Raw genomic sequence first — 25,846 nt, 5'->3', positions numbered from 1 at the left:
GACCTCCTCAGATCGGTGCAAGCTTAGCAGATCGGGGCGTTTTCACACAGCCTCGATCATCAACGGCAACTACGCGCTCGAGGCCGGCCTGACCCCGGCGAAGGACGCGCTGGCGCTCGAGAAGGCGGAGAACAACCCCTATGCCAACATCTTCGTCACCACGCAGGCCCTTGCGAAGGACCCGCGGGTGCAGCGCCTCTCGGTGCTCCTCGCCTCGCCCGAGGTCGCGACGTTCATCCGCGAGAAGTACCGGGGCTCGGTGGTGCCGGTTCACGGCGGTTGAAACAGCCCCCGTCGCTCGCTGGAGGTCCACGTTGTAGCGCCGGTCGCGGGGTGCTCGCGGGCGCGTGCCCTGCTGCCCGTGCGAGCGCGCGGCGACGCCGCATTGATGATGGAGATCCAGCGCGTGTTCGAGGCGAACTTCCACGTCTACGGCGTGCGGAAGAACTTGGCTTGGACTTGATCCGGGGTGATCCACTGGTGCGGCCCCTGGCGCTCCTTCGAGGCGGTCGAGTGCGCCAACCCTGGAGTAGGTCGGCTGGTCCAACCATCGTTGCCCGCTCGCACGGATCAGCAACGTCCCTCCCGCCGAGGCCGAAGCGCACTGTCATGCACACGTCGGCGACCAGGCCCTGGCCGCCTGACACAAGACAACACCTCCGAGAAACCCGGGGCGGTTCACGCAGGCTGGAAGCGAGGCTCGGCCGCCTCGATACAGGGGCCACGCCCTGCCATTCGTTGATCTCGCGGTCTCGGCGGCCTATGCATCGACCCTATGCAACTCCTCGCTTCCGCCGAACGATCCCTGGCCCCCTTGGCCTGCACATCGCCGCCTGACGGAAAGGCGGCGCCGTTCCTGCCGATGAGCCGCGCCGAGATGGCGGCGCTCGGGTGGGATGCCTGCGACATCGTGCTGGTGACGGGCGACGCCTACGTGGATCATCCCAGCTTCGGCATGGCCATCATCGGCCGGTTGCTCGAGGCGCAGGGATTCCGGGTCGGCATCATCGCGCAGCCCGACTGGCATTCGGCGGAGCCGTTCAAGGTCCTGGGCAAGCCGACCCTGTTCTTCGGCGTCACCGGCGGCAACCTCGATTCGATGGTGAACCGCTACACGGCGGATCGCCGCCTGCGCCACGACGACGCCTACACGGCCGGCGGGGAGGGCGGAAAGCGCCCGGACCGCTGCACCATCGTCTACACGCAGCGCTGCCGCGAGGCCTACAAGGACGTGCCGGTCGTGCTCGGCGGCATCGAGGCGTCGCTGCGCCGCATCGCTCACTACGATTACTGGTCCGACAAGGTGCGCCGCTCGATCCTGGCGGACGCCAAGGCCGACCTGCTCATCTACGGCAATGCCGAGCGCGCCGTCGTCGAGGTGGCGAAGCGCATGGCCGCCGGCGAGGCGCCGCACGAGATCGACTCCGTGCGCGGCGTCGCCCTGTTCCGCCGGGTGCCCGAGCACTACACCGAGCTGCCCGCCGACGATCTCGATTCCGCCGATGAGGCCGCGGCGCGAAAAGCCGGCGACACCGTGATCCGGCTCCCCGCCTACGACGACGTCAAGGACGACAAGGAGGCCTATGCCCGCGCCTCGCGGGTGCTGCACCGGGAGGCCAACCCCGGCAATGCGCGCCCGCTCGTCCAGCGCCACGGCGACCGGGACCTGTGGCTGAACCCGCCGCCGATCCCGCTGACCAGCGACGAGATGGACGCGGTCTACGATCTGCCCTACGCCCGCGCCCCCCATCCGTCCTACGGCGACGCGAAGATCCCCGCCTGGGACATGATCAAGTTCTCGGTGACGATCATGCGTGGCTGCTTCGGCGGCTGCACCTTCTGCTCCATCACCGAGCACGAGGGCCGCGTCATCCAGAACCGCTCGGAGGGCTCGATCCTGCGCGAGATCGAGCGGATCCGCGACAAGACGCCGGGCTTCACCGGCGTGATCTCGGATGTCGGCGGGCCGACCGCGAACATGTACCGGATGGCCTGCAAGGATCCGAAGATCGAGGCGGCGTGCCGGCTGCCGTCCTGCGTGTTCCCGGACATCTGCCCCAACCTGAACACCTCGCACGACGACCTGATCCGGCTCTATCGCAAGGTCCGCGAAGTGAAGGGCGTCAAGAAGGTGATGGTCGCCTCCGGCGTGCGCTACGACCTCGCGGTCAGGAGCCCCGAATACGTCAAGGAGCTCGTGACCCATCACGTCGGTGGCCGCCTGAAGATCGCGCCCGAGCACACCGAGCGCGGCCCCCTCGACAAGATGATGAAGCCGGGGATCGGCACGTACGATCGCTTCAAGGAGATGTTCGAGGCTGCCGCCAAGCAGGCGGGCAAGAAATACTACCTGATCCCGTACTTCATCGCGGCGCATCCGGGCACGACCGACGAGGACATGATGCACCTCGCGCTCTGGCTCAAGAAGAACGACTATCGCGCCGACCAGGTCCAGACGTTCCTGCCGTCTCCCATGGCGACCGCCACGGCGATGTATCACACCGAGATCAATCCGCTGCGGGGCGTGCGGCGCGGCGCGAGCGAGCAGGTCGAGGCGATCAAGGGGTTGCGGCAGCGCCGGCTGCACAAGGCGTTCCTGCGCTACCACGACCCCGAGAACTGGCCCCTGCTGCGCGAGGCGCTGAGAGAGATGGGCCGCGCCGATCTCATCGGGCCGAGGCCGGACCAGCTCGTGCCGTTCTCGCAGCCGCCGGGCACGGGTTCCGGCGCGGGCAAGGGGCGCGGCCAGCCGCGACCCGTGCGCCACGCGGGCGGCGGGCAGCGGTTCACCACGAAGGGCGTGCCGCTGAGGAAGTGACGGCTCCGCGCGCCTGATGAACGGGCGTCCTCATGGCGGCCTCCGACCCGGGCCGGTCGTCGCACGATGTCCGCCCGATTGCCTCGCCATGCGGAAATCGGCTTCGCTCAGGCGCCGCGCGGGCTGCTGAGACGAAGTCCGGAAGGAATCGTCCGGACCTCGTCTCACGTGCCGGTCCCTCCTTCGCGTTGGACCGGGCGATCCACGGGCCGGAACGACCGGGCCGGGCGCGAACCCGAATGTCGGCTTTCGGGCGATCGTCCAAGGACGGCCCGTCACCCTCGGCAGCCCTCCACGCGGTCGGGCCGACCGGGTTTCGCCCTCAGGTCGCCCTGGCCGTCCGCCGCCGCCCCGGGACGGCCCGGAACGCCTCGGCGACCTGGGCGGCGGAGTAGGGCTTGCGCACGAGGTCGAAGCCGTGCGTGCCCTCGCGCGCCAGAACGTCGCTGTAGCCGGACGTGAGGATGATCGGCAGGTCGGGCAGGAGCGCCCGGAGGCGTCTCGCGAGCGCGATCCCGCCCATGCCGGGCATCACCACGTCGGAGAACACCGCGTCGAACCGGTCCGGGTCCCGCTCGATCTCGGCGAGGGCCTCCTCGCCGTTCCTGGCCCAGACGGTGCCGTGCCCGAGTTCCTCCAGGATCTGGGTGCAGAACCGCCCGACGTCGAGGTTGTCCTCGACGACGAGGATGCACAGCGCCTGCCCGTCGAGCGCCGCCCGCGGCTGGTGCGCAACCTCCGCCGCGGGCGGCTCGGCCTGGGGCAGGTAGAGGGTGAAGGTCGTTCCTCGGCCGAGCTCGCTTGCCACGTCGACGTCGCCGCCGGATTGCTTGGCGAACCCGATGACTTGGCTGAGGCCCAGCCCCGTGCCCTTGCCCACCTCCTTGGTCGTGAAGAAGGGCTCGAAGATGTGCGGAAGCTCCGCAGGGGCGATGCCCGTGCCCTGGTCGATGACGGAGATTGCCACGAACGGTCCGCTCGTGCCGGCATGTCCGCGGATCGCCGGCAGGCCGCGACGGCATTCGAGCCTCAGGATGAGCGTGCCCTCGCCCTCCATCGCGTCGCGGGCGTTGACCGCCATGTTGATGAGCGCGGTATCGAATTGCGAGGGATCCGCGAGGACGTGGCAGGCCGTCGTCGGCGCCTCGACCACGACCCGGATGCGGGCGCCCGTGACCGAGGCCAGCATGTCCGCGGTGGAGGCGATCCGTCCACCGACGTCGAAGACCTCGGGTCTCAGCGGCTGGCGGCGGGCGAAGGCGAGGAGCTGGCCCGTCAGCTTGGCGGCGCGATCCACCGTGTCCGAGACCGCATCCATGTACCGCCGCCGGCGCTCCTCCGGCAGGTCCGGCTTGCGCAGCAGATCGACCGACGAGCGGATGATGGTGAGCAGGTTGTTGAAGTCGTGCGCTACGCCCCCGGTCAACTGCCCGACGGCCTCCATCTTCTGGGCCTGGCGCAGGGCCTCCTCGGCCTTCGCGAGCTGCTCCTGGTCGCGCAGCCGCTGGGTCACGTCGGTCGCGTACTGGAAGGCGCCGATCCGGCGCCCCTCGGCGTCGCGCAGCGGAGTGAAGGCCAGCTCGTAGGAGGGCCGCTTGCGGTCGGGATCGCCGAACTCCTCGATCAGCGTGAACGCCTCGCCCGACAGCGCCCGTGTCCAGATCGCCCGCGCCTGGGCCTGCTGCTCGGGGACGTGGGCCAGGAGGCCGATCAGGTCGTCGCCGACGCGGGGACGGATTCCGTAGATGGCCTCGAACTCGTCCGCGTAGGCGCGATTGATGGCGAGCAGCCGGAAGTCGGGGCCGAGGGCGCAGACGAGGGCATCGGTGATCTCGAAGACGTCGGCCCAGAGCTTGCGTTGGGCGAGCGCCTCCTCGATGCGGCGCTCCAGGGTCGCGTTCAGCGCGCGCAGGTCCCGCTCGGCGAGCTTGCGGTCGTGGATGTCCTCCACGACGCCGTACCAGGCGACGATGGCGCCCGTCGCATCGCGGCGGGGCTGGGCGCGGGCGCGCATCCAGCGGTACTCGCCCGTCGCGGCCACGCGGATGCGGTAGTCGACGTCGACGGGGTCGCCCGAGGCGAGGCAGGCCGTGAAGATCGTGACAGTGGACGGGACGTCCTCGGGATGCAGGGCCTTGATCCAGCCGGACCCGTACGGATCGCGAGGTCCCTGGCCGGTCAGCGTCAGCCAGCGGTTCGAGAACGAGGTGATGTTCCCTTGCGGGTCGCAGGTCCAGGGCACCTGCGGGTTCAGCTCGACCGTGTGCCGGTAATGGTCCTCGCTCTCGCGTAAGCGCGCCTCGCCGAGGACGCGGGCGGTGGTCTCGGCGGTCACGCAGAACAGGCCGGCGACCCTGCCGGCCTCGTCGATGGCCGGCGAGTAGCTGAAGGACCACCACCCCCGCTCGGGCCTGCCGTCGCGCGAGAGGTCGAGGGGCATGTCGGTGACGGTGGTGCTGTCGCCGGCGAGCGTCGCGTCGACGAGCGGCCCGATCTCGTCCCAGATGCTGGCCCAGACCTCCCGGAACGGCCGCCCCAGGGCCGCCTCCAGGCGGTAGCCGAGGATCGGGCGGTAGGCGTCGTTGTAGAAGCAGAGCAGGTCGGGGCCCCAGGCGAGGAACATCGCCGTGGGGCAGGCGAGCATCAGCCCGAGCGTGCTCTTCAGGATCGGCGACCACGCCTCGGGCGGGCCGAGAGAGGTGCCGGACCAGTCGCGCGCGCGGATCTCGGCGCCCGTCACGCCGCCTGACGGAAGGAACGAGAACGGGTCGCTCACGCCGGATCGGTCCTCGCAATCACGGTGCGGCCGGCATGCTCCGTGGAGCGTGGCGGACAGAGGTCTGGGGCTTCGCACGAACCCAGTGGAAGGGGAACCGAGGGGCGGGCCTGCATGCGGCGCCTATCGCCCACGGCGACGGGCCACGCAATCGGACGGCCTGTCACGCCTCGTCCCCGGGCGGCGCAGGCTCCGGACGATCGTTGCCGGTCTCCCCCTGGCCCTGTCCGGGAGGCGGCAAATGCGGCGGAGGCACGCGGCCGGGACTGGGCGGCGTCGGCAGGCCGATATCCTCCGTGACTGGGGGGAGGTCGTCGGTGTTCTTGTCGCCTGCCATCGTCATGTCCCACCCTCGGTCGCGGAAGACAACGCGGAAGTTGCCGGTCGGTCGCCGACCGATCCACAACTCCACGAGCTGGACTGTCGGGACCCGGGCAGGCGTCGTCGAGGCGGGACACCGCCGGCCGGGCGGCTCATGGCATTCGACCTGCGCGCGTGCCTCCGTCGGCATCCGAGAGGGCGAGATCCGGGTCGGGTGCGAGCGCCAGGATCTCGGGCAGGATCTTGGGTTGGATCTCGGGCAGAATCTCGGGAATGTCCGTACCGGTGAGGGCCGACACACGCGGCTTCTCACGTCGGACCGGCGGCCGGACGGCGTAGCCGGGGACGCCGACGATCCCGTCCTTCTCGCCCAGCAGGTAGCGAGTTTCGTCCGTCTCGCCGCTCAGGCAGACGGTTCGGTCGGGCGGGAAGCGACGCGCGTTCCCTCATCCAGCGACCGGGCGACCGATGCGCGCCGGGTGCCGCCCGTCCATACCTGGCTCGGCCGGGAGGGAGAGTGCCCGAGCCGGTCCGTGACCAGCACTCCCGATGACGGCCGGGGGAAAAGCCTCACCCTCAACCCCATATAGGTCGGACCTGCGAGGCGATTGACGGGAGACGACGATGCGAACCGAGAGAGCGGTGCTGGCGGGCGGGTGCTTCTGGGGCATGCAGGATCTCATCAGGCGCCAGGACGGCGTCGTGTCGACCCGCGTCGGCTACACGGGCGGCGACGTGGCCAACGCCACCTACCGCAACCATGGCACCCATGCCGAGGCCATCGAGATCATCTACGATCCGGCCCGGACCAGCTTCCGGCGCATGCTGGAGTTCTTCTTCCAGATCCACGACCCCACGACGCCGAACCGGCAGGGCAACGACAGGGGGCCGAGCTATCGCTCGGCCATCTTCTACGCCGACGACGACCAGCGCCGCGTCGCGGAGGACACCATCGCCGACGTCGACGCCTCCGGTCTGTGGCCCGGGAAGGTCGTGACCGAGCTGGCGCCCGCCGGCCCGTTCTGGGAGGCCGAGCCGGAGCACCAGGATTACCTGGAACGCCGACCCGGCGGCTACACCTGTCACTTCGTCAGGCCGAACTGGGTGCTGCCCTCGCGCTCGCCGGCGACGCAGGACAGCTGAGCCGTCGGCCTGACGCCCGGTGGCGTGCTCGAACAGCCAGCGGACGACGAATTCGTCCTCGTCGGTCTGCACCGGCCACCGGGACAGGGTGTGGAGCGCGTTCGAAGCCCGAGCGTGTCTCCAGCCCGGCTGTTCGAACCCGCGATCAACCCGTTCCTCGGCTCGGTTATCCCCGGGTGTCGCGAAACAGCCGCATCCAGGACGGGCATCCTCGATATAGAAGGCACCGGTTCCGGAGCCGGTCATGCCCATCGTTCCTCTCATGCTCGACCTGCACTGCCGTGTGGCGCTCCTCCTCGTGGGGCTGCTGGCCGTTGCCGCGCCCGCCCGAGCCGGCGATACCCCAGCGGGCGGCAACGGGCGCAAGGTGCAGGCGGCCAACAAGGCGCAGGCGGCCGAGACGGGCGACGTGCCCGACGAGGTCGATACCGAGAACCTCTTCGGGTTCACCGAGGGGACCGACACCGGCAAGAAGGGCCAGCAGGAAGTGCTGGTCGACACCGTCGGCCGCTTCGGCAAGCGCCGGGACGGGCCCGGCCGGTCAGGCTACAGCGCGGCACAGCCTCTCATCAGCTACCAGTACGACCCGACCGACAACTTCAGCATCGAGCCGGGCCTCTGGTTCGACGCCCGCGACAGCCGCAACATCGCGGGGGTACCGGACAAGTCTTTCGGCACCTTCAACGGCGGTTCGGTCGAGTTGAAGTATCAGTTCTTCAAGCGCACCGAGGATCGGCCGTTCAGCGTGGCGCTTCAGGCCGAACCGCAATACGCCCGGATCACGCCCGTCGAGGGCCAGGGCGCGGACGTGTTCAGCGTCGAGAACCGCCTCATCGCCGACATGCGGTTGGTGCCGGACGCGCTGTGGGCCGGCCTCAACCTGATCTACGACCCCCAGGTGTCGCGGCTGAAGGGCGCCGGGGCGGTCGACCGGTCCTCGACGCTCTCGCTCTCGGGCACGTTGATGGCGAAGGTGGCGGGCAGCCTCTTCGTGGGACCGGAGGCAAGGTACCTGCGCGCGTATGACGGGGCGTTCCTGAACCGCTTCGAGGGCCACGCCGTCTTCATCGGCCCGGTGCTGCACTATCAGGTCATGGAGAAGGGCTTTCTCACCCTGGCCTACTCGACGCAGGTGTTCGGGCACGACCGCGACCCGGACTTCTCCGACCGGGCGTTCAACCTGGCCCAGTTCTCGCGTCACAACCTGCGCGTCCGCTTCGGCGTCGAATTCTGATGAGGTCCGCTGGCCGGGTCGAGGACCGCGTCCTGCCACCAGGACGGGGTGCGATCCTCGTGCTGTTTGGTCCCGAGTTCGGTGGCGTGGGTCTCGGGCGGCCGCTACGGCCGCCGCGTGGCGGCGACTTGGCCGATCCAGGCCAGGATCTCGGCCGAATCCGTCACGTCGGCGTATTTCTGGTGCATGTCGTAGAGGTTGGCCTCGTGCGGGCCCTTCGCCCGGTCGCCGCAGCAATCCCGCGGCACGAGGACGTTGAAGCCGGACTGCACCGCGTCGACGACGGTCGCGCGCACGCAGCCCGAGGTGGTCGCGCCGGTCACCACGACGGTGTCGACTTGCGCACCCGTCAGAAGTGCCGCGAGGTTGGTGCCGAAGAAGGCCGAGGCGCCGTGCTTGACGATCAGGGCGTCGCCCGGTGTCATGCCGCAGCGCTCGTCGATCGCGACGAGGCGCGAGCCGGCCATCAGGTCGGCCATGCCCTTCGCCTTCTTCAGCCACGGCAGGCTGTCGCGCTCCAGCGGCGTGTAGGCGATCGTCGTGTAGACGACCGGCATGCCGGCCGTGCGGGCCGCCTCCGTCAGAAGCCGGGTCCGGGTGATCTCGGCGCTCATGTCCGAGGCGGTCGGGTAGCGCGTGTCGGTGAAGCCGTAGCTGAAGTCGACGACCAGCAAGGCCGGCCGGGTGCCGCGCGGGACGGGCGCGCCGAAGCCGGCCCCGGCATAGACGGTGTCCTGGGCGGCGATGTGCTGGGACATGGGAGCCTCGCGGGGTCGGTGGGCCACGGTCCCGGGCCGGGACCGTGGCGGCGGGCATCGGGTGGCCGTCGGCGTCAGGCGCGGCTCATCTGCATGTCCTTCACGACGAGGTCGCCGTGAAGGACGATCGGCTCGCCGTCGAGGAACAGCGAGCAGCCGCGCATCGGGATGTCGAGATGGCATGCGGTGTCGTTCGGGCCGCCGAGCTCGTTGTTCGGGCCGGTCGAGAACATCACGTTGCCGTAGTACGAGCGCGGCTCCATGCCCATGCCGCCCGGGAACTCGCCCGGCACCATGCCGTGCCAGCGGGCCTTGGGGTTCATGCCCCAGCCGACATGGCTCATGCCCCTGCCGCGCGGGTCGTCGAAGCCGGCCATGTAGGACTTGACCAGCTCGGCCTCGAGGCCGCCGCGGATGTCGGTGATCCAGCCCTTCTCGATCGTGTAGGTGATCGGCTCGCGCACGTACATGTTCTGCGGCAGGAGGATGTCGCCCGGCGCCACCACGATCGTGCCGTCGACGCCGTCGTCGTCGCCGCCGGTGAAGACGAAGCCCGACGGCCAGTGGTCCCAGCGGCCCGGCTGGTCGGTGCAGGCGTATTCCGCGACGGTCGGGTAGGTGTCGAGCGTGTAGGTGACGTCGGTGCCGTGCGGTGAGGTGATGCGCATCACCTTCGCCTTCGCCAGGTACTCGGCGCCGATCTCGACCTTCTCGCGCAGCTCTTTGCTCGGCAGCATCCGGGCCAGCAGCTCCGGCGGCTCCACCGCGGTCAGGATGCGGGTGCCCGCCGCCTGGATCGCCATCTGCTCGGGCGAGAACAGCAGGAAGATGCAGTCGATCAGCATGTCGGCGGCCTTCAGCGCCTCCACCGCCTCGGGCATCGCCGCGAGCCCGGTCTGGCCGACGGCCCAGGCGCCGGCCGGCGGCGTCGCGGGCAGGCGCATGTGGTACATCCGCGCCCCGAGCCGCTGGCCGGCAGCCATGAACGCATCGGCGTAGTCGAGACGCTGGTTGCCTTGCGTGAGCACCACGAGCCGCTCGCCCTCGCGCACGCCGGACATCGTCAGCTGGTGCAGGCAGATCTCGGTGAAGCTGAAGTGATCCATCTCGCTCAGTCCTTCCTCTTCGGGGTCGTGCAGGCGGGCGCATCAGCCCGCCCGGAAATCCATCACTGCCGCCAGGAAGCCCTCGAGGTCGTCCCACGGGATCATGTGGCCAGCGCCCGGAACGACCCGCACCTCCATCGCCGGGGCGAGGCGCCGGATCTCGGCGACGTCCTCGTCCTGGATCACCGGCGCACCGCCGGCGACGACGAGGCGGGCCGGCGTCGCGAGGTGCGGCAGGTCCTGGTGGATGTCGTCGGTGTGGAAGCCCGCATAGGTCGTCGCGACTGCGTCGAGCTGGCAGGTGTGCAGCCACTCGGCCCGCAGCGCCCGCTGCGCCTCGGTCCAGGTCGGGCAGAACGGCTTCATGTCCTCGGCCGAGCAGCCCGCTTGCGCCAGGCGGATCGACTCCTCGTACCAGGACCAGGGCGAGGGGTAGGCCCGGCGCCCCGGCCCGCTCACCGGCGGATCGACGAGGATCAGCCCCGAGGCCGCGTCCGGAGCCCGCCGCGCCGCCCGGATCGCCGTGCGCGCGCCCATCGAGTGGCCGAGCACGATCGGCCGGCCGAGCCCGGCGGCGAGGGCGATCGCGTCGTCCGCCATCGCGTCGAGGGAGTAGTCGAGGTCGCCCGCCTGGCTGAGCCCGCGGCCGCGGACGTCGAGGACGTGGACGTCGAACGCCGCGCTCAGGCGCTCGGCGACGAAGCCCCAGGTGACCGCCGGCGAGGTGATGCCCGGGATCAGCAGCAGCGTCGGCCCGTGGCCGGGATGGTGGATCAGGTGGTGGCGGATGCCGTTGGCGTGAACGTTGTAGCCGAGCGGCAAGTTGTCGAGAGCCGAGTCGTCGAGAGCCGAGTCGTCAAGAGCCAAGTCCATTCCTCCTTAATGACCGTTCCTCCTCGCTCGCGCCGGCTCAGTAGAGGCCCGAGAGCAGCGTGCCGCCGCCCGCGATGCGGGTGTCGACGAGGTCGAGCCCGATCACGGACCTGAAGAACGGCCCGTCGGTGCGGCACGGCCGGTCAGGCGGCGAGGGCGCGGGCGAAGGCGCGCGGGTCGTAGTCGTAGACCCAGTCGGTGTTGATGCCGGTCGTGCGCGGGTCCTCCTTGGCGCGGCGGGCATAATCCGCGTCGCGGGCCGCCATCTCTTCCTCGCTCGGCAGGTGGTAGGTCCGGCCGCGCTCCCGCGCCTCGAGCTGGACCCGGGCGGTGCGCGGCAGCCGCTCGCCCTCGTAGGCCTGGAGCGCCGCGCCGAGATCCCGGCGATGCAGCGCCAGGGCGGTGGCGAGCACGTAGGCGTCCTCGATCGCCATCGCGGCGCCCTGTGACAGGAACGGCAGCATCGGGTGGCAGGCGTCGCCGAGCAGCGTCACCGCGCCCTTCGACCAAGTCTGCATCGGGTCGCGGTCGAACAGGCCCCAGTTGTAGACCTCGTCGACGCGGGCGAAGAGCGTCTGCAGGGTCGGCTGCCAGCCCGCGAAGTCGGCCAGCATCTGGTCGCGGGAGGCGCGGGTGCTCCAGCTCTCGGCCACCCACTCCGACGCCTCGGTCACCGCCACGATGTTCACCATCCGGCCGCCCTTGACGTAGTAGGTCACCACGTGGGCGTTCGGTCCCATCCAGAAGGTGCTGTCCGGGTTGACGTCATCGACGACGCCGTCCGTCGGCACCAGCGCCCGGTAACATTGGTGGCCGGTCCAGCGCAGGTCGCCCGCCTCGAACAGCGCGCCCCGCACTGCCGAGCGCACCCCGTCCGCGCCGATGATCAGGTCGGCCGAGAAGGTCTCGCCGCCCTCGAACTCGGCCCGCGCGCCGGTCTCCGTCTGCACCACCCCGACGCAGCGGCGGCCGAAGCGGCAGATCTCCGACGGCAGCTCGGTCGCGAAGACGTCGAGCAGGTCGGCTCGGTGGATGTGGATGAAGGGGGCGTCGTAGTGCCGGCGGAACTCGTCGCCGAGGTCGATGCGGAAGTTCTCGCGCCCGCTCTGCCAGTTCCGGCCGACGATCGCCTTCGGGTAGAAGGCCGCGCGCAGGAGCTTGTCGGAGAGGCCGAGCCCCTTGATCGCCTTGACGGCGTTCGGGGTCATCTGAACCCCGGCGCCGACCTCGCCGAAGGCCGCCGCCTGCTCGAAGATGGTGACGTCGAAGCCCTGGCGCAGCAGCGCGTAGGCCGTCGCGGTGCCGCCGATCCCGCCGCCGATAATGCCGATCCTCATCGATGCAACTCCTCACCCGTCCGTCCCGGGAGCCAGGCCAGGCGAGGCCGCCACGGGGTAATTAATCAGTTAATTATTTAGAGGGTACGACGCGCCTGCCGCCCGGTTCCGTCAACCGCCGAGATAGGTCCGCAGCAGGTCCGGGTCGTCGCGCAGGTCCCCGGCGTTCCGCTCGGCGGTCACCCGTCCGGTCTCGAGCACGTAGGCGCGGCTCGCGACCGACAGGGCATTGTGGACGTTCTGCTCCACCAAGAGCACCGTGACGCCGTGCCGGTTGATGTCGCGCACGACCGCGAACACGTCCTCGGCCATCTTCGGGCTGAGGCCGAGGCTCGGCTCGTCGAGCATCAGGAGCCGGGGCTCCGACATCAGGGCGCGGGCGATCGCGAGCATCTGCTGCTCGCCGCCGCTGAGGGTCCCGGCGAGCTGGCCGGCGCGCTCCTGCAGGCGCGGGAAGCGCCCGAAGGCGAGGGCGGCGCGCCGGTCGACCTCGCGTCGCGACCCGCACAGGTAGCCTCCGAGCCGGAGGTTCTCCTCGACCGTCATCTCGGGCCAGACGTGCCGCTCCTCGGGGCAGTGCGAGAGCCCCGCCGCGACCACACGGTCCGCCGGCCAGTTGGTGATGTCCTTGCCCTCCCAGGCGATCCGTCCGGAGCGGGCGGCGAGCAGCCCGGAGATCGTGCGCAGCGTCGTGCTCTTGCCGGCGCCGTTGGCGCCGATCAGGGCGACGGTCTCGCCTTCGCGCACCTCGAGCGACACGCCGTGGAGGGCCGTGGCGTTGCCGTAGGCCGCGGTGAGGTCGGAGACCGCCAGGACCGTGCGGGCGCTCATCGGCCGGCTCCCTTGCCCGCCGCTCCCTTGCCCGCCGCTCCCTTGCCCAGATACGCCTCCCGGACCTCGTCGCTGCCCAGGATCTCCGCGGGGGTGCCCTCGATCAGCTTGCGGCCGAAATTCATCACCACGATGCGGTCCGAGACGCCCATCACCAACCCCATATTGTGCTCGACGAGGAGCAGCGAGCGGACCTGCGTCGCCACGATCGTGCGCAGCACCTCGCCGAAGGCGTTCGCCTCGGCGGTGTTCAGGCCGGCCGCGGGCTCGTCGAGCATCAGGAGCGTCGGCCGGGCGGCGAGCGCCACGCCGACCTCGAGCAGGCGCAGGTCGCCGCAGGACAGGTGATGCGCCGGCGTCTCGCTCCGCGTGCCGAGCCCCAGGAGCTGCACGATCTCGGCCGAGCGCTGCCGGGCGGCCTCCGCCGCGCGCTTCGACGCCCCCTCGAACAGGAACGTCTGCATCAGGCTCTGGCGCGTCTGGAGATAGTGGCCCGTCACGACGTTCTCGAAGACGGTCAGGTTCTTCATGACGCTGGTCTTCTGGAAGCTGCGCACCAGGCCCCTGCGGGCGATGGCGTGCGGCTTCAGGCCGGTGATCACCTGGCCGCGGAACTGCGCGGTGCCGCCGGTCGGCCGGTAGAAGCCGGTCAGCATGTTGAAGCAGGTGGTCTTGCCGGCGCCGTTCGGGCCGATCAGGCTGACGATCTCGCCGTCGCCGACGGTGAGGTCGAAATCGGTGACCGCCTTGATCCCGCCGAACGTGATCGAGAGGCGCTCGGCGCGGAGCAGCGGCGCGGCCGGGGACGCCGTCGTCTCAGGTCTCATGCCGGCTCTCCCTGGTTCGAGACGAGGGCCGGGGCGGCGCGCCGGGCGAGCCAGGCCGGGCGGCGCGCCAGCAGTCCCATCAGGCCGTTGGGGGCGAACAGCACCACGGCCATCACGATGAGGCCGAACAGCGTCAGTCGCAGCTCCTGCGCCTGCCGGAGGTACTCCTCCAGCCCGACGACGATCACGGCACCGAGGACCGGGCCGAGCAGCGTGCCCTTGCCGCCCATCAGGACCATGATGATCATCGAGGCCATGAACGAGAAGCGGAAGACCTCGGGCCCGACGAACGAGACGTAGTGGGCGTAGAAGCCGCCGGCGAAGCCCGCGAGCACCGCGCTGAGGGTGAAGACGTGCATCGCGGTGAGGAAGGGATCGACGCCGATCGACTGGGCGACGAAGCGGTTCTCCCGCACCGCCACGGCGGCCCGGCCGGAATTCGAGCGCACGAGGCGCCAGGCGAGATACAGCGAGACCGCCACCATGCCGGCGGCCATGAAGTAGTAGATCTGCTTGCCGCCGACGATGCCGGCCGCGGCGACGCTTGCCGGCTGCGGCACGCCGGCGATCCCCATCGGCCCGTTGGTGAGGCCGATCCAGTTGGTCGCCACGATGCGCAGCACCTCCGCGAAGGCGAGCGTGACGATCACGAAGTAAGGCCCCTGCAACCGCAGGGTGATCGCCCCGATGACGATTCCGAACAGGCCCGCCAGGAGCCCGGCGAGGGGCACGGTGAGCCAGATCGGCAGCCCCGCGGCGGTGGACAGGAGGGCGGCGGCGTAGGCCCCGATGCCGAAGAAGGCGGTGTGGCCGAGCGAGAACTCGCCGACATAGCCGACGATCAGGTTCAGGCTGGTGGCCAGGACGACGTAGATGCCGGCGATGACCGCGAGGTGCAGGATGTAGGGATTCTGGACCGCGAACGGGAAGACCGCGGCCAGGACCAGGACGAAGAGGAGCGACGAGCGTTCGCCAGTCATGTCATGCCCTTTGCGCGTTGAGCGAGAACAGGCCGCGGGGCCGGAAGAGCAGGATGAGGATGACCATCACGAAGCCGACGATGTCGACGGTCCCGGTCGAGACGTAGCCGCCCCAGAAGGCCTCGGAGAGGCCGAGGATCAGCCCGCCCGCGATGGCGCCGGGAAAGCTCCCCATCCCGCCCAGGATCACGACGACGAAGGCCTTGAGGCTGACGAGGCCGCCGACGGAGGCCTGGGCCGAGTAGATCGAGGCCAGCAGCATCCCCGCCGAGGCGGCGAGCATCGTGCCGAGGGCGAAGGTCGCGGCGAAGATCCGCTCCGTGCGGATGCCCGACAGCTTGGCCGCCATCGCGTCCTGGAAGGTCGCCCGCATCGCCCGCCCGATCCGGGTGCGGTGGATGACGAGATAGGCGCCGAGGACCAGGACCACGCTGACCGCGACCGCCGCCAGCCGGGACTTCGTCAGCACGACCGGACCGAGGAAGAGCGGCTTGCCGGTGAGCGGCGCCGGCACCTTCATCGGCGCCGGGCCGGCGAGGTACAGGGTGGCGTTGGCCAGGAAGATCGACAGGCCGATGGTCAGGAGGATCGTCGATTCCTCGCCGTGCCCGCGCACCCGCTCGATCATGAAGCGGTCCACGAGCCAGCCGAGGACGCCCATCGCCGCCACCACCAGGACGAAGGCGGTGGCGAAGTCGAGGCCGAGCACCGCGGTCGCGACCCAGCCCAGCACCCCGCCGAGCATGAAGAACTCGCCATGGGCGAAGTTCACGACCCGCATCAGGCCGAAGATGAGCGTCAGGCCGAGGGCGGACAGGGCGTAGAACGCTCCGGTCACCAGGCCGTTGGCCAGGAATTGCAGCGCGAGGTTCATCAGCCGCCTCTCCCTCGCTCGCCTATTGGCCGGCCTCGACCGGCGAGGTCGCGACGACGACGGGCTTCGCCCCCTGCAACTGCACGAGCACGGCCGAGAACCCGTAGGCCTGTCCCTTCGGGGTGAAGCGGTAATGCCCGTTCGGCGCCTCGTAGTCGGTCTTCGCCAGCGCCTCGCGGATCGCCTCGGCCTTGGTCGAATCGGCCCGGTCGATCGCCTGAGCCACGATGTTGACGGCGTTGTACCCGGCCGCACCGTACTTCCCGGGCTGCTTGCGGTAGGCCTTGGCGTAGCTCTCGACGAACTTGCGGTTGGTGTCGCCGGGGATCGTCGAGGCGTAGGGAACCGCGGCGTAGATCCCCTCCGCGGCCTCGCCAGTGAGCTTGATGAAATCCTCCGTGGCCCAGGAGCCGACGCCGAAGATCTTCGCCTCGAGGCCCATCTCCTTGGCCTGCTTGAGCAGGATCGAGCCGTCCTGAGTCTCGGCCGCCACGAACACGCCGTCCGGCTCGGCCGCCCGGATCCGCGTCAGCAGGGTGTAGAAGTCGGTCGAGCCGTGATCGAAGTAATCGACCAGGGTGCTCTTGACGCCCAGCTCGGTGAGGTCGCGGGAGAACTCGGCGACGCCGCCGCGCCCCCAATCGTCGTTGACGCCGATATAGGCGACGCTCTTCAGCTTGAGGTCGCGCGCCATGATCTTGGCGAAGGCGCGGGCCAGGAGCGCGTCGGTCTCGGCGGCGCGGAAGAAGTAGCGGTTGCCCTGCTCGGTCAGATCGGCCTTCGAGGAGACGCCGGTCACGAGCGGCAGCTTGTACTTGTCCGCCACCGGCATGATCGCGGCCGTCGCCGAGCTGCAGAACGCCCCGATCAGGACCGAGACGCGGTCGTTCTGGATCAGCTTCTCCGCTGCGTTGACGGTGTTGGCCGGCGCGCACTGGCCGTCCTCGACGATCAGCTCCAGGGGCCGGCCGTCGATGCCGCCCCGGTCGTTGATCTCCTTCGCGGCCAGCTTGGCCCCCTCGACGACCGACTGGCCGTTATAGGCGACCGAGCCGGAGAGCGGCTCGATGAGGCCGACCTTGATCGGCTCCGCCGCCCCGGCGGCGCCGGCCATGCAGGCGCTCGCGGCGGCCGCGAGCAGCAAACGCTTCTGCCCCATTCCCGGTCTCCTGATTGGTTCGTCGTAAAGATCCGCGGTGGCCAGAAAGGCCGCGACACGCGTGTTAATTAAACGTATCATTAATTAGAGCGTAACAGCGATGGCAGCCCGCGCCAGCCCCTGGAATGCGGAATTTTTATGCAAGATCGAAGATTGTGCGATGCAAAATTTCGTCAGATGCGCAGTCGCTGGGCAGCAGGCGACCCGAGCGATCGCACAAGCCGGTCCGGACGGAGCGCGGCCGGGGCGCCTCACGCCGAGGGAAGGGCCAGCCCGGTGTGGAGGAGCCTGTGGCTACGGGAGCCCGGCGCTTCGCTCGATTGCACGGCGATCGGGCAGGGCTCTAGGGTGCGGTCAAGATCGAATGCCGGTGCGGAAAGGGATGCGCGTGTCCACCACGATCCTGGGGGTGAAGGAGAAGAAGCGCGGTCCCCAGGGGGGCCCCGGCCGGCCCGTCGGCAACGAGGATTACCGCACGGCGATCCTCGACGCCGCGGAGGAGCAGTTCGCGACGAACGGTTTCACCGGGACGACCCTGCGCGAGATCTCCGAGAAGGTCGGCGTGAACCAGGCGCTGATCAACTACTATTTCCGCTCGAAGCTCGGCCTGTACGAGGCCGTCTTCCTGCGGCGCGCGGTCACCATCTCGGACGAGCGCAGCACCCGGCTGGAGGCGCTGTCGGCCGGCGCCGCGGCGCCGACCGTCCGGCAGATCATCGCGGCCTTCCTCGCGCCGACGCTGGAGATGCGCGCGACGCCCGGCGGCCGGATGTTCCTGCGGCTGCAGGCGCGCCTCCACACCGAGCCGCCGGAGATCTCCTACCCGTTGCGGCGCCACGCCTACGACGCCTCGACCCGGGCCTATGCCGACGCCCTCGCGCGCGCGATGCCGCACCTGTCGCGCAAGACGATCTCCTGGCGGCTGACGCTGGTCATCGGCGCCTATCTCTACGCCTTCTCGGATACCCATCGCCTCGATGAGATCGAACCCGGCATCGAGACCGACTCGGCCGAGCTGCTGGACGAGATCGTCGGCTTCGCGACGGCCGGGATGCTGAGCGGCGGCGACTTCGACGGGAAATCCGGGGCGGGCTGACCACGGCGCGGGCATTGCGCTGGATCGCATGCATCAGCGCGTCCTCCGGGAGGAGAAGCGGTGTGCCCGCTCGTGCCGCATCCCACCAGCGTTCCGCTACCAGACACCGGCAGATCCGCCCGCCTTCGTCCGCGCGGACGAGATTGGCGCCGCGACCCCCTTGCAGGAACTTAGCCGGCTTCCAGATCCCCGCATACAGTCGCGACGAGTGGGGCGATCGGGCATGCTGGGCTGGTTCCGGGCGTTGATGCCGCGGGAAGATCGCTTCTTCGACCTGTTCGAGCGGCATGCCCGCACGCTGGTCGCCGGCGCCGAGGCGCTGGAGGCGCTGCTTCAAGGCGGCGATGAGGTGCCGCGCTGGTGCAGGCTCATCGCCGAGCGCGAGCAGGAGGCCGACGACATCGCCCGCGAGGTGCTGGAGGCGGTGCGCCGCAGCTTCATCACGCCCTTCGACCGCGGCGACATCAAGGATCTGATCCAGTCGATGGACGACGCCATCGACCAGATGAACCGCACCGCCAAGACCATCACGCTGTTCGAGGTCAGGACCTTCGACCCGGTCATGCGGGAGATGGGCGGCACGGTCCTGGAGGCCGCCCGGCTCACCGCCGAGGCGGTGCCGCTCCTCAACGCCGTCGGCAAGCAGTCCGGCCGTCTGTCCGAACTCACCGAGCGGGTGATCAGGGTCGAGGGACGCTCCGACGCTTTGCACGAGCAGGGTCTCAAGGCCCTCTACCACGCGCATGGGCGCAGCGACCCCATGGCCTACATCATCGGCAGCGAGATCCTCGGCCACCTGGAAGACGTGGTCGACCGCTTCGAGGACGTCGCCAACGAGATCAGCGCCATCGTCATCGAGAACGTGTAGGAGCCCGCTGTGGAGGCCGCCCTCTCGCTGCCGGTGCTCGCCGGTCTGATCGCCGTCGCGCTGCTGTTCGACTTCCTCAACGGCCTGCACGATGCGGCCAACTCGATCGCCACCATCGTCTCGACGCGGGTGCTCCGGCCGCAATACGCGGTGATCTGGGCCGCGTTCTTCAACTTCATCGCCTTCCTGTTCTTCGGGCTGCACGTCGCCCAGACGCTCGGCACCGGTATCGTCGAGGCGAGCCTGGTCGACGCGCGGGTGATCTTTGGCGCGCTCGCGGGCGCCATCGCCTGGAACGTCCTGACCTGGGTGCTCGGCATCCCGTCGAGCAGCTCGCACGCGCTGGTCGGCGGCCTCGTCGGAGCGGGCCTTGCCAAGGCCGGCTGGCAGGCGGTGGTCTGGGGCGGGCTCGGCAAGACCGCGGCGGCCATCGTGCTCTCGCCGCTGCTCGGCTTCGTCCTCGCCCTGCTCCTCGTCCTGGTCGTCTCGTGGCTCTGCGTGCGCTCCACGCCCTTCGCGGTCGACCGCCGCTTCCGCTTCCTGCAATTCGTCTCGGCCTCGCTCTACTCCCTCGGCCATGGCGGTAACGACGCGCAGAAGACGATGGGCATCATCGCGGTCCTGCTGTTCAGCCAGGGCCATCTCGGACCCGCGTTCCACGTGCCGCTCTGGGTCGTGCTGTCGTGCCAGGCGGCGATGGCGGCGGGCACGCTGCTCGGCGGCTGGCGGATCGTGCACACGATGGGCTCGCGCATCACCCGGCTCACGCCGATGCAGGGCTTCTGCGCCGAGACCGGCGGGGCGCTCACCCTGTTCGGGGCGACCTGGCTCGGGGTGCCGGTCTCGACCACGCACACCATCACCGGGGCGATCGTCGGGGTGGGCGCGGCGCGGCGCACCTCGGCGGTGCGCTGGGGCGTGGCGAGCGACATCGTGGTCGCCTGGGTGCTGACCCTGCCGGCCGCGGCCCTGATCGGCGCCGGCGCCTATGCCCTGACGGCCCTGGTGGCCTGAGCCTCGCCGTACCGGAGCCGCGGGTGTCCCGGGCTCATCGATGACGAGGGGCCGGGCCCGGCGCGGTGCCACCGAGATGGCGCGAGAGGGCGAGCATGAGCGGTACGACCGCGAGCGCGGTCGCGGCCGCCGCCACGGCCGCCCAGCGCGGGCCGGCGAGGTCGCCGAGGCGCCCGTAGACGAGGGGCGCCGCGAGCGCGCTGCCCCCGAGGGTGCAGGTGTAGAACACCGCGAAGGCCTGCTCGACCCGCCCCCCCGGCGCGAGCTCCGGCACCGTGCCGTACAAGACCGACGAGGTGCCGTTCAGGAGCAGGCCCAGCACCGGCAGCACGGCGAGGGCGGGCCAGAGCGGCAATCCGATCACCGCCAGGATCGCCACCGCGGTGCCCGCCTCGGTGAGGATCACGGTCCGGGTGACGCCGAGCCGTTGCCCGAGGCGCCCGCAGATCGCCTTGCCGAGCGCGCCACCGACGAACACCCCGGAGAGCGCGAGACCCACGAGGGTCAGCCCCGCCCCCTTCTGTCCGAGCAGGAACGGCAGGTAGAGCAGGAAGGCCGGGCGCGCGGCGTTGTCGAGCATGCCGATCCCGACGAGGAGTCCGAACCCGGCCCGACCGGCGCCGGCGTCGCCCCGGCGAGCGGCCGGCGGCGATTCATCCGGCTCCGCATCCGGCGCGACCGGATCGCGGGGCAGAAGCAGGCCGATGGCAAGCGCGACCGCGGCGCCGGCGCCCGCCGCCAGCCAGAGCGCCGCGCGCCAGTCCGCGAGGGTCATCAGCAGGCTCACGACGGGCGGCACGGCGGCCTTCCCCAGGTCGCCCGCGAAGTTATAGGTCCCGAGCGGTCCGCGGGCCGCGCGGCCATAGGCCCGGGCGATCACTGCCGAGGCGAGCGGGTGCTGCGTGCTGCAGCCGGCGCCGACGAGGACCAGGGCGGCGCAGAGGCCGACGAGACCACCGGACAGGCCCGCGAGGGCGTAGCCGCCCGCGCTCAGCAGCGTGCCGAGCACCAGCACGGTGCGCGCCCCCCATCGCCGCGCCAGATGGCTCGACGGGATCTGGAGAGCCGCGAGCGTCCCGGTGCAGAGAGTGCGCAGCAGCGCGAGGGCGGCGTAGCCGAGGCCGAACTCCGCCTGCCAGACCGGCAGCAGCACGTAGATCAGATCGGTGTAGCCGTCGTGCAGGGCGTGGTTGAGGCCGGCGGCCACCAAGGTCCGCCGCGGATCGCGGTCCGGCACGGTAAGCGAGGGCGAGGCGAGATCGGGGGCGAGGGACATCGGGTTGTTCGCTGTCGTTTCCCCCGCAGGATCGCGTCCTCGCGCAGCCCTGACAAACGTCTTATCCTGACGCTCGCGTGAGGAAACCTGACCCGAATGCACCGGCGCCTGCCGCCCCTGAACGCTCTGCGCGCCTTCGAGGCCGCCGGCCGCCACGCGAGCTTCACGCTCGCCGCCTCCGAGCTCGGCGTCACTCACGGCGCGGTGAGCCGGCAGGTGCAGGCCCTCGAAGCGTGGCTGCAGGTACCCCTGTTCGAGCGGCACAACCGTCGCGTGGTCCTCACCGAGGTCGGACGTCGCTACCTGACGGAGATCGGCGCCGCCCTCGACCGCGTCGCGCTCGCGACCGCGCGCGAGGTGGAGCGCGGGCGACCCCGCCTGCTGCGGGTGAACGCGCTCGCGACCTTCTCCTTACGCTGGCTGATCCCGCGCCTCTCCGCCTTTCAGCTCGCCAATCCCGCGGTCGAAGTCCGGCTGACGACCTCGAACGTTCCCCTCGCGCAGATCGCCGAGCCGTTCGACGTCGCCATCCGGGGCGGACCGGATGCGCGACCGGGCCATGCCGGGCAGCTTTTCCTGCCCGAGACACGCATCCCGGTCTGCAGCCCGGGCCTGCTGCGGCGCCTTCCCCTTTCCGAGCCGGCAGAGCTGCGCCACCACACCTTGCTGCATTCCGCGACGCTGCCGCAGGTCTGGCCGCAATGGCTGCGCGCCGCCGGCGTGCCGGACCTGCAGCCGCAGGCCTCGGTGACGCTCGAGCATTTCTACCTGACGCTCCAGGCCGCCCTCGACGGCCTCGGCGTGGCGATGGGCCCGGCGCGGCTGATCGCCGACGACGTGGCGGCCGGCCGCCTCGCGCTGCCCTTCGCCGGTCCGTCGCTGCCGGCACGCAGCTATCATGCCTTCGTCCCCGAGACGCGCGCCGAGGACCCGGCCGTGCGCGCGTTCTGCGCCTGGCTCGTCGCGGTGGCGGGATCCTGAAGCGGCGTCCCTCGCCGGAATGGTCCGGTCGGCGCCACTCGGGCACCGACCGGACGGCGACCGGACGGCCTCGCGGGGATCAGCGCCGCGGCAGGGTGTGCAGCGCCTTGAGGAACACGTCGACGTCCTCGCGGGTGTTGTAGAAGGCGAGCGAGGCGCGGATCGATTGGTCGACGCCGAAGCGGCGCAGGGCCGGCAGGGCGCAGTGATGGCCCGAGCGCACCGCGATGCCGTGCCGGTCGAGGTGGTGGGCGACCGTCTCGTTCTCGTAACCGTCGATCACGAACGACATCACGCTCGCCTTCTCGCGCGCCGTCCCGATCAACCGCAGGCCCTTCACCTCGGCAAGCCCGGCCTGCGCGTAGTCGAGCAGGTCGTGCTCGTAGGCGGCGATGCCGGGAAGGCCGACGCCCTCCAGGTAGTCGAGGGCAGCCCCGAGCCCCACCGCACCCGCGATGTCCGGGGTGCCGGCCTCGAACTTCTCCGGCACGCCCTTGTAGACGGTCCGCGCGAAGGTGACGTCCTCGATCATGTGGCCGCCGCCCTGCCAGGGCGGCATCGCCTCGAGCAGGTGGCTCTTGCCGTAGAGCGCACCGATCCCGGTCGGCCCGAATACCTTGTGGCCGGAGAAGACCAGGAAGTCGGCGTCGAGCGCCTGCACGTCGATGGGGATGTGCGGGGTCGACTGGGCGGCATCGACCAGCACCGGCACGCCGTAGGCGTGGGCGAGCGCGATGATCTCACCGATCGGGTTCACCGTGCCGAGCGCGTTGGCGACATGGGTCACCGAGACGATCTTGGTGCGGCCCGACAGCAGGGCGGCGTATTGCTCGAAGATGATCTCGCCGCGGTCGTTGACCGGGATCACCCGGATCGTCGCGCCGGTGGCCTGGGCCAGGAGCTGCCAGGGCACGATGTTGGCGTGGTGCTCGATGGTCGAGACGATGATCTCGTCGCCCGGGCCGATATGGGCGCGGCCGTAGGAATTGGCGACGAGGTTGATCGCCTCCGTCGTGCCGCGCAGGAAGACGATGTCGTCCTTGCTCGGCGCGTTGAGGAAGCGGCGTGTCTTCTCGCGGCCGCCCTCGAACAGGTCGGTCGCGCGCGCCGCCAGGGTATGCGCGGCCCGGTGGATGTTCGAGTTGTGACGGCCGTAGAAGTCGCTCGTCGCGTCGATGACGCTCTGCGGCTTGTGGGTGGTGGCGGCGTTGTCGAGCCAGACCAGCCGGTGGCCGTTGACGCTCTGAAGCAGGGCCGGGAAGTCCCGGCGCACGCGCTCGACGTCGAAGGGCGCCGCGGCCGGGCTCGCACCGAGGGCGAGGGCCCGAGGGGCCGGGCCGTCATGGCGGGCTGGCTCGACCCGCGGCCGGGCCGCCGGACGGCCACCGCGGCGGGCCGGGGTAGGTGACGGGTTCAGGAAGTAGTAGTTGGCCTCGGCCGAGGGCCCGGAAGGCTGCTCGGACAGGCGGCCGGTGCGTCGGACGTGCTCCTGCGCCACGTCCCCGCCGTGGCGGGAGGGAACCGCCGGGGCGAGCGCCGACGCCACCGCCTGCGCGAAGGCGTGGGCGCGCGGATGGTCCGCGGCGATCTGCCGGTCGAGGTCCGTGCCGCCGGGCAGGCCGGCCGCCACCTCGGGGAGGCTCGGCACGAAGAACTCGGGCAGTCGCTGCCCTCCGAGCGGGTCCGCGAGCGGATGCACCGGGGCGATCGCGCCGAGATCGAGGATGGTCGCGCTTCCCGGCGCCGGGTTGGCACCGAGCGGCTTGGTGGCCGAGGGCCCGGTCAGTCCCGGCAGGCCGACCGGCGGTGCACCGAAGGACCGGGCGCCGAGCGCGGCGAGGCCGGGCTCGACCCCCGAGGGGGTGACCCCGGCCGGAGCCGGGGGGACCACGTCGAGTGCCTGCGAAGCCTGAGGGCCCGCCGGCAGCGTCGGGGCGAAGGGGGCGCTCGCAGCCTGGCCCTGCCCGTAGATCTCGCGGGCGAGGCGCCCGACGAGATCCGCGTGGGCGAGCTCGGCCGGCGTCCCGGAGGGGAGGCCGACCTCAGGCGTAGTCATGGTAGTTGCCGAGCAGCACGTTATCGAGGCGGGCGATCGCGTCCTCGACCAGCACCGCCGCCGAGAAGTAGCGGGTCACGAGGTGCGAGGCGATCGAGTGGTCGTTGGTGCCCATGTAGCGCACCGACAGGCCGGGCTCGATCTCGCCCGTCACGCCCGACTTGTGCAGGCCGACCACGCCCTGCTCGCCCTCGCCGACGCGCAGGAGCAGGATCGAGGTGGTCTGGGCGCCGGTCACCGGGTCGATGTCGATCGGCAGCTTGTCGCTGGGGACGAGCGGCACGCCGCGCCAGGTGATGAACGGCGCCCCGAACAGGTGCACCACCACCGGCGGCACGCCGCGGCGGGTCGCCTCCCGGCCGAAGGCCGCGATGGCGCGTGGGTGGGCGACGAAGAAGGCGGGCTTCTTCCACACCAGGGTCAGGAGCTCGTCGAGATCGTCCGGGGTCGGCGGACCGCCGCGGGTCGGGATGCGCTGGCGCGGTGCCACCTCGTTGAGGAGGCCGAACTGGGAGTTGTTGAGGAGTTCCCACTCCTCGCGCTCCTTCACGGCATCGACCGTGAGGCGGATCTGCTCGCGCAGCTGGTCGATCTCGTTGGAGTAGAGGTCGGTAACGCGGGTATGGGTGTTGAGGATCGTCTGGATCGTCGAGAGGTGGTACTCGCGCGGATCGATCTCGTAATCGACGAAGGTGGTCGGCAGGCGCGGCTCCCCGGCATGGACCGCCAGCAGCTCGATGCCCTGCTCGCCGTGGGAATTGGTGTGGCCCTTGAGCCGGTCGCGCTCCTCGCGGTGCTGGGCGATGCGGGAGGCGATGGCCTCGTCCTCGATCGCGGCGGGGTCGAGGGTGAGCAGCGTTACTGCCGAGAGCGCCTTGACGGCCGGGGCGGGGCCTGCCTCGCCGACGAGGTCGCCGGCGCCGAAATAGTCGCCGCGGGTGGCCAGGCCCTGGCGCAGGCGGCCCTTATAGGGGCCCGACAGGGTCAGCTCGACGGTGCCGTCGGCGACCACCACGAGGCTACGCCCGGTCGAGCCCTCCTCGGCGATGACCTCGCCGGCCTGGTGCCGGCTCTCGGTGAACTTGCCCGCCAGTGCCGCCAGCTCGGCGTCGCCGAGGCGGCTGAACAGCGGCACGGCGCGCAAGGAGCCGGCGCGGACCGTGCGGCCCTCGCCCTCGGCCGCGAGGTCGATGCGGCCGGGCTTGGCCAGCACGACGGCGCGGCGGTTGACCCGGTAGACGCCGCCCGGCACGTCGACGAAGGGCAGGAGCCGCAAGAGGAAGCGCGGCGTGTTGGCCGCGTTCTGGACCGAGGTGACGGTCGCGGTGGCGAGGTTGCGTGCGGCTGAAGCGCTGACGCTCAAACCCGGTCCGCTCATCGAGGTTCGTCTCCGTGTAGCCGTTGCAGGCCGGTCTCGGCCCGGCATTCTGCGTGTCCGACGCCAGGAGCCCTCACCGTTCACGCGGAACGACAAGTCATGGCGGATGATCCCGAGCCGATCATCTTGGCTGTCCTGGC

The 25,846-nt window shown here is 70.6% G+C and carries 21 protein-coding genes and 1 pseudogene; 8 read left to right on the top strand and 14 right to left on the bottom strand.

Features of this window, described 5'->3' with window-relative positions:
* Together MFF64_RS23365 and MFF64_RS23355 are read left to right on the top strand one after the other, a co-directional pair.
* Window positions 1-283: MetQ/NlpA family ABC transporter substrate-binding protein (locus tag MFF64_RS23365; protein ID WP_238192561.1), on the top strand; the 283-nt coding region annotated here is incomplete at its 5' end.
* Between the two features lie 492 nt (window positions 284-775).
* Window positions 776-2,818: a YgiQ family radical SAM protein gene (locus MFF64_RS23355; RefSeq protein ID WP_099904743.1), complete on the top strand. Its 2,043-nt coding sequence runs from the start codon at window positions 776-778 to the stop codon at window positions 2,816-2,818.
* Window positions 2,819-3,140: 322 nt separating this feature from the next.
* Here MFF64_RS23355 and MFF64_RS23350 read toward each other — a convergent pair whose 3' ends face one another.
* A complete protein-coding gene (locus tag MFF64_RS23350) occupies window positions 3,141-5,594 on the bottom strand; it encodes a PAS domain-containing protein (RefSeq protein WP_238192560.1) in 2,454 nt (817 codons plus the stop codon).
* Between the two features lie 509 nt (window positions 5,595-6,103).
* Window positions 6,104-6,322: pseudogene (locus MFF64_RS23345) on the bottom strand (hypothetical protein); the annotation flags it as partial.
* 217 nt (window positions 6,323-6,539) lie between these two features.
* Between MFF64_RS23345 and msrA the strand changes: the two are divergent.
* Together msrA and MFF64_RS23335 are read left to right on the top strand one after the other, a co-directional pair.
* Entirely contained in the window at window positions 6,540-7,058 is a 519-nt protein-coding gene (msrA, locus tag MFF64_RS23340) for a peptide-methionine (S)-S-oxide reductase MsrA (protein ID WP_238192559.1), read from the top strand.
* Between the two features lie 244 nt (window positions 7,059-7,302).
* Complete coding sequence (locus MFF64_RS23335) at window positions 7,303-8,292, top strand: DUF6662 family protein (protein WP_238192558.1); 990 nt, start codon at window positions 7,303-7,305, stop codon at window positions 8,290-8,292.
* A 104-nt stretch (window positions 8,293-8,396) separates the two neighbouring features.
* On the opposite strand, the gene MFF64_RS23330 is transcribed toward MFF64_RS23335, so the two are convergent.
* The 9 genes from MFF64_RS23330 to MFF64_RS23290 form a co-directional block, all read right to left on the bottom strand.
* On the bottom strand, window positions 8,397-9,050 hold the full coding sequence (locus MFF64_RS23330; RefSeq protein ID WP_238192557.1) for an isochorismatase family protein: 654 nt from the start codon (window positions 9,048-9,050) through the stop codon (window positions 8,397-8,399).
* Between the two features lie 74 nt (window positions 9,051-9,124).
* Window positions 9,125-10,156 (bottom strand): 2,5-dihydroxypyridine 5,6-dioxygenase NicX family protein, encoded by a 1,032-nt coding sequence (locus tag MFF64_RS23325; RefSeq protein WP_238192556.1) that lies wholly within the window; start codon window positions 10,154-10,156, stop codon window positions 9,125-9,127.
* Between the two features lie 42 nt (window positions 10,157-10,198).
* Complete coding sequence (locus MFF64_RS23320) at window positions 10,199-10,978, bottom strand: alpha/beta fold hydrolase (RefSeq protein ID WP_238192563.1); 780 nt, start codon at window positions 10,976-10,978, stop codon at window positions 10,199-10,201.
* Between the two features lie 194 nt (window positions 10,979-11,172).
* Window positions 11,173-12,366: an FAD-dependent oxidoreductase gene (locus MFF64_RS23315; protein WP_238192555.1), complete on the bottom strand. Its 1,194-nt coding sequence runs from the start codon at window positions 12,364-12,366 to the stop codon at window positions 11,173-11,175.
* Window positions 12,367-12,477: 111 nt separating this feature from the next.
* Window positions 12,478-13,197 (bottom strand): ABC transporter ATP-binding protein, encoded by a 720-nt coding sequence (locus tag MFF64_RS23310; RefSeq protein ID WP_099903365.1) that lies wholly within the window; start codon window positions 13,195-13,197, stop codon window positions 12,478-12,480.
* The gene (locus MFF64_RS23305; RefSeq protein WP_099903367.1) at window positions 13,194-14,024 is read right to left on the bottom strand and encodes an ABC transporter ATP-binding protein; all 831 of its coding nucleotides are present in this window, start codon (window positions 14,022-14,024) and stop codon (window positions 13,194-13,196) included. The genes MFF64_RS23310 and MFF64_RS23305 overlap by 4 nt, the downstream gene beginning before the upstream one ends.
* The gene (locus tag MFF64_RS23300) at window positions 14,021-15,004 is read right to left on the bottom strand and encodes a branched-chain amino acid ABC transporter permease (protein ID WP_238192554.1); all 984 of its coding nucleotides are present in this window, start codon (window positions 15,002-15,004) and stop codon (window positions 14,021-14,023) included. Before MFF64_RS23300 ends, MFF64_RS23305 begins: the two co-directional genes overlap by 4 nt.
* Window position 15,005: 1 nt before the next feature.
* Window positions 15,006-15,878 carry a branched-chain amino acid ABC transporter permease gene (locus tag MFF64_RS23295; protein WP_238192553.1) on the bottom strand — a complete coding sequence of 291 codons (873 nt, stop codon included), beginning with the start codon at window positions 15,876-15,878 and terminating at the stop codon, window positions 15,006-15,008.
* 22 nt (window positions 15,879-15,900) lie between these two features.
* Entirely contained in the window at window positions 15,901-17,037 is a 1,137-nt protein-coding gene (locus MFF64_RS23290; protein WP_238192552.1) for an ABC transporter substrate-binding protein, read from the bottom strand.
* Between the two features lie 388 nt (window positions 17,038-17,425).
* Between MFF64_RS23290 and MFF64_RS23285 the strand changes: the two genes are divergently transcribed.
* From MFF64_RS23285 to MFF64_RS23275, 3 genes are all read left to right on the top strand, one after another.
* Window positions 17,426-18,133, top strand: coding sequence for a TetR/AcrR family transcriptional regulator (locus MFF64_RS23285; RefSeq protein WP_207768137.1), 708 nt, complete (start codon window positions 17,426-17,428; stop codon window positions 18,131-18,133).
* Window positions 18,134-18,356: 223 nt separating this feature from the next.
* Window positions 18,357-19,001: a DUF47 domain-containing protein gene (locus MFF64_RS23280; RefSeq protein ID WP_099904009.1), complete on the top strand. Its 645-nt coding sequence runs from the start codon at window positions 18,357-18,359 to the stop codon at window positions 18,999-19,001.
* Window positions 19,002-19,010: 9 nt separating this feature from the next.
* Window positions 19,011-20,015: an inorganic phosphate transporter gene (locus MFF64_RS23275; protein WP_099904011.1), complete on the top strand. Its 1,005-nt coding sequence runs from the start codon at window positions 19,011-19,013 to the stop codon at window positions 20,013-20,015.
* A gap of 34 nt (window positions 20,016-20,049) precedes the next feature.
* Here MFF64_RS23275 and MFF64_RS23270 read toward each other — a convergent pair whose 3' ends face one another.
* On the bottom strand, window positions 20,050-21,291 hold the full coding sequence (locus MFF64_RS23270) for an MFS transporter (protein WP_099904013.1): 1,242 nt from the start codon (window positions 21,289-21,291) through the stop codon (window positions 20,050-20,052).
* Between the two features lie 96 nt (window positions 21,292-21,387).
* Between MFF64_RS23270 and gcvA the strand changes: the two genes are divergently transcribed.
* Entirely contained in the window at window positions 21,388-22,272 is an 885-nt protein-coding gene (gene gcvA, locus MFF64_RS23265; RefSeq protein WP_238192551.1) for a transcriptional regulator GcvA, read from the top strand.
* 79 nt (window positions 22,273-22,351) lie between these two features.
* On the opposite strand, the gene MFF64_RS23260 is transcribed toward gcvA, so the two are convergent.
* Entirely contained in the window at window positions 22,352-24,328 is a 1,977-nt protein-coding gene (locus MFF64_RS23260) for a family 2A encapsulin nanocompartment cargo protein cysteine desulfurase (RefSeq protein WP_238192550.1), read from the bottom strand.
* Window positions 24,315-25,706, bottom strand: a complete 1,392-nt coding sequence (locus MFF64_RS37880; protein ID WP_273557169.1) for a family 2B encapsulin nanocompartment shell protein — start codon at window positions 25,704-25,706, stop codon at window positions 24,315-24,317. The genes MFF64_RS23260 and MFF64_RS37880 overlap by 14 nt, the downstream gene beginning before the upstream one ends.
* Window positions 25,707-25,846: the final 140 nt, after the last annotated feature.

Origin of the sequence: Methylobacterium frigidaeris (genome assembly GCF_022179185.1) — a bacterium.
Classification (GTDB): Bacteria; Pseudomonadota; Alphaproteobacteria; order Rhizobiales; family Beijerinckiaceae; genus Methylobacterium; species Methylobacterium frigidaeris.
The sequence above is the reverse complement of the archived record's forward strand: the minus strand, read 5'-3'. Positions and strand labels throughout refer to the sequence as shown.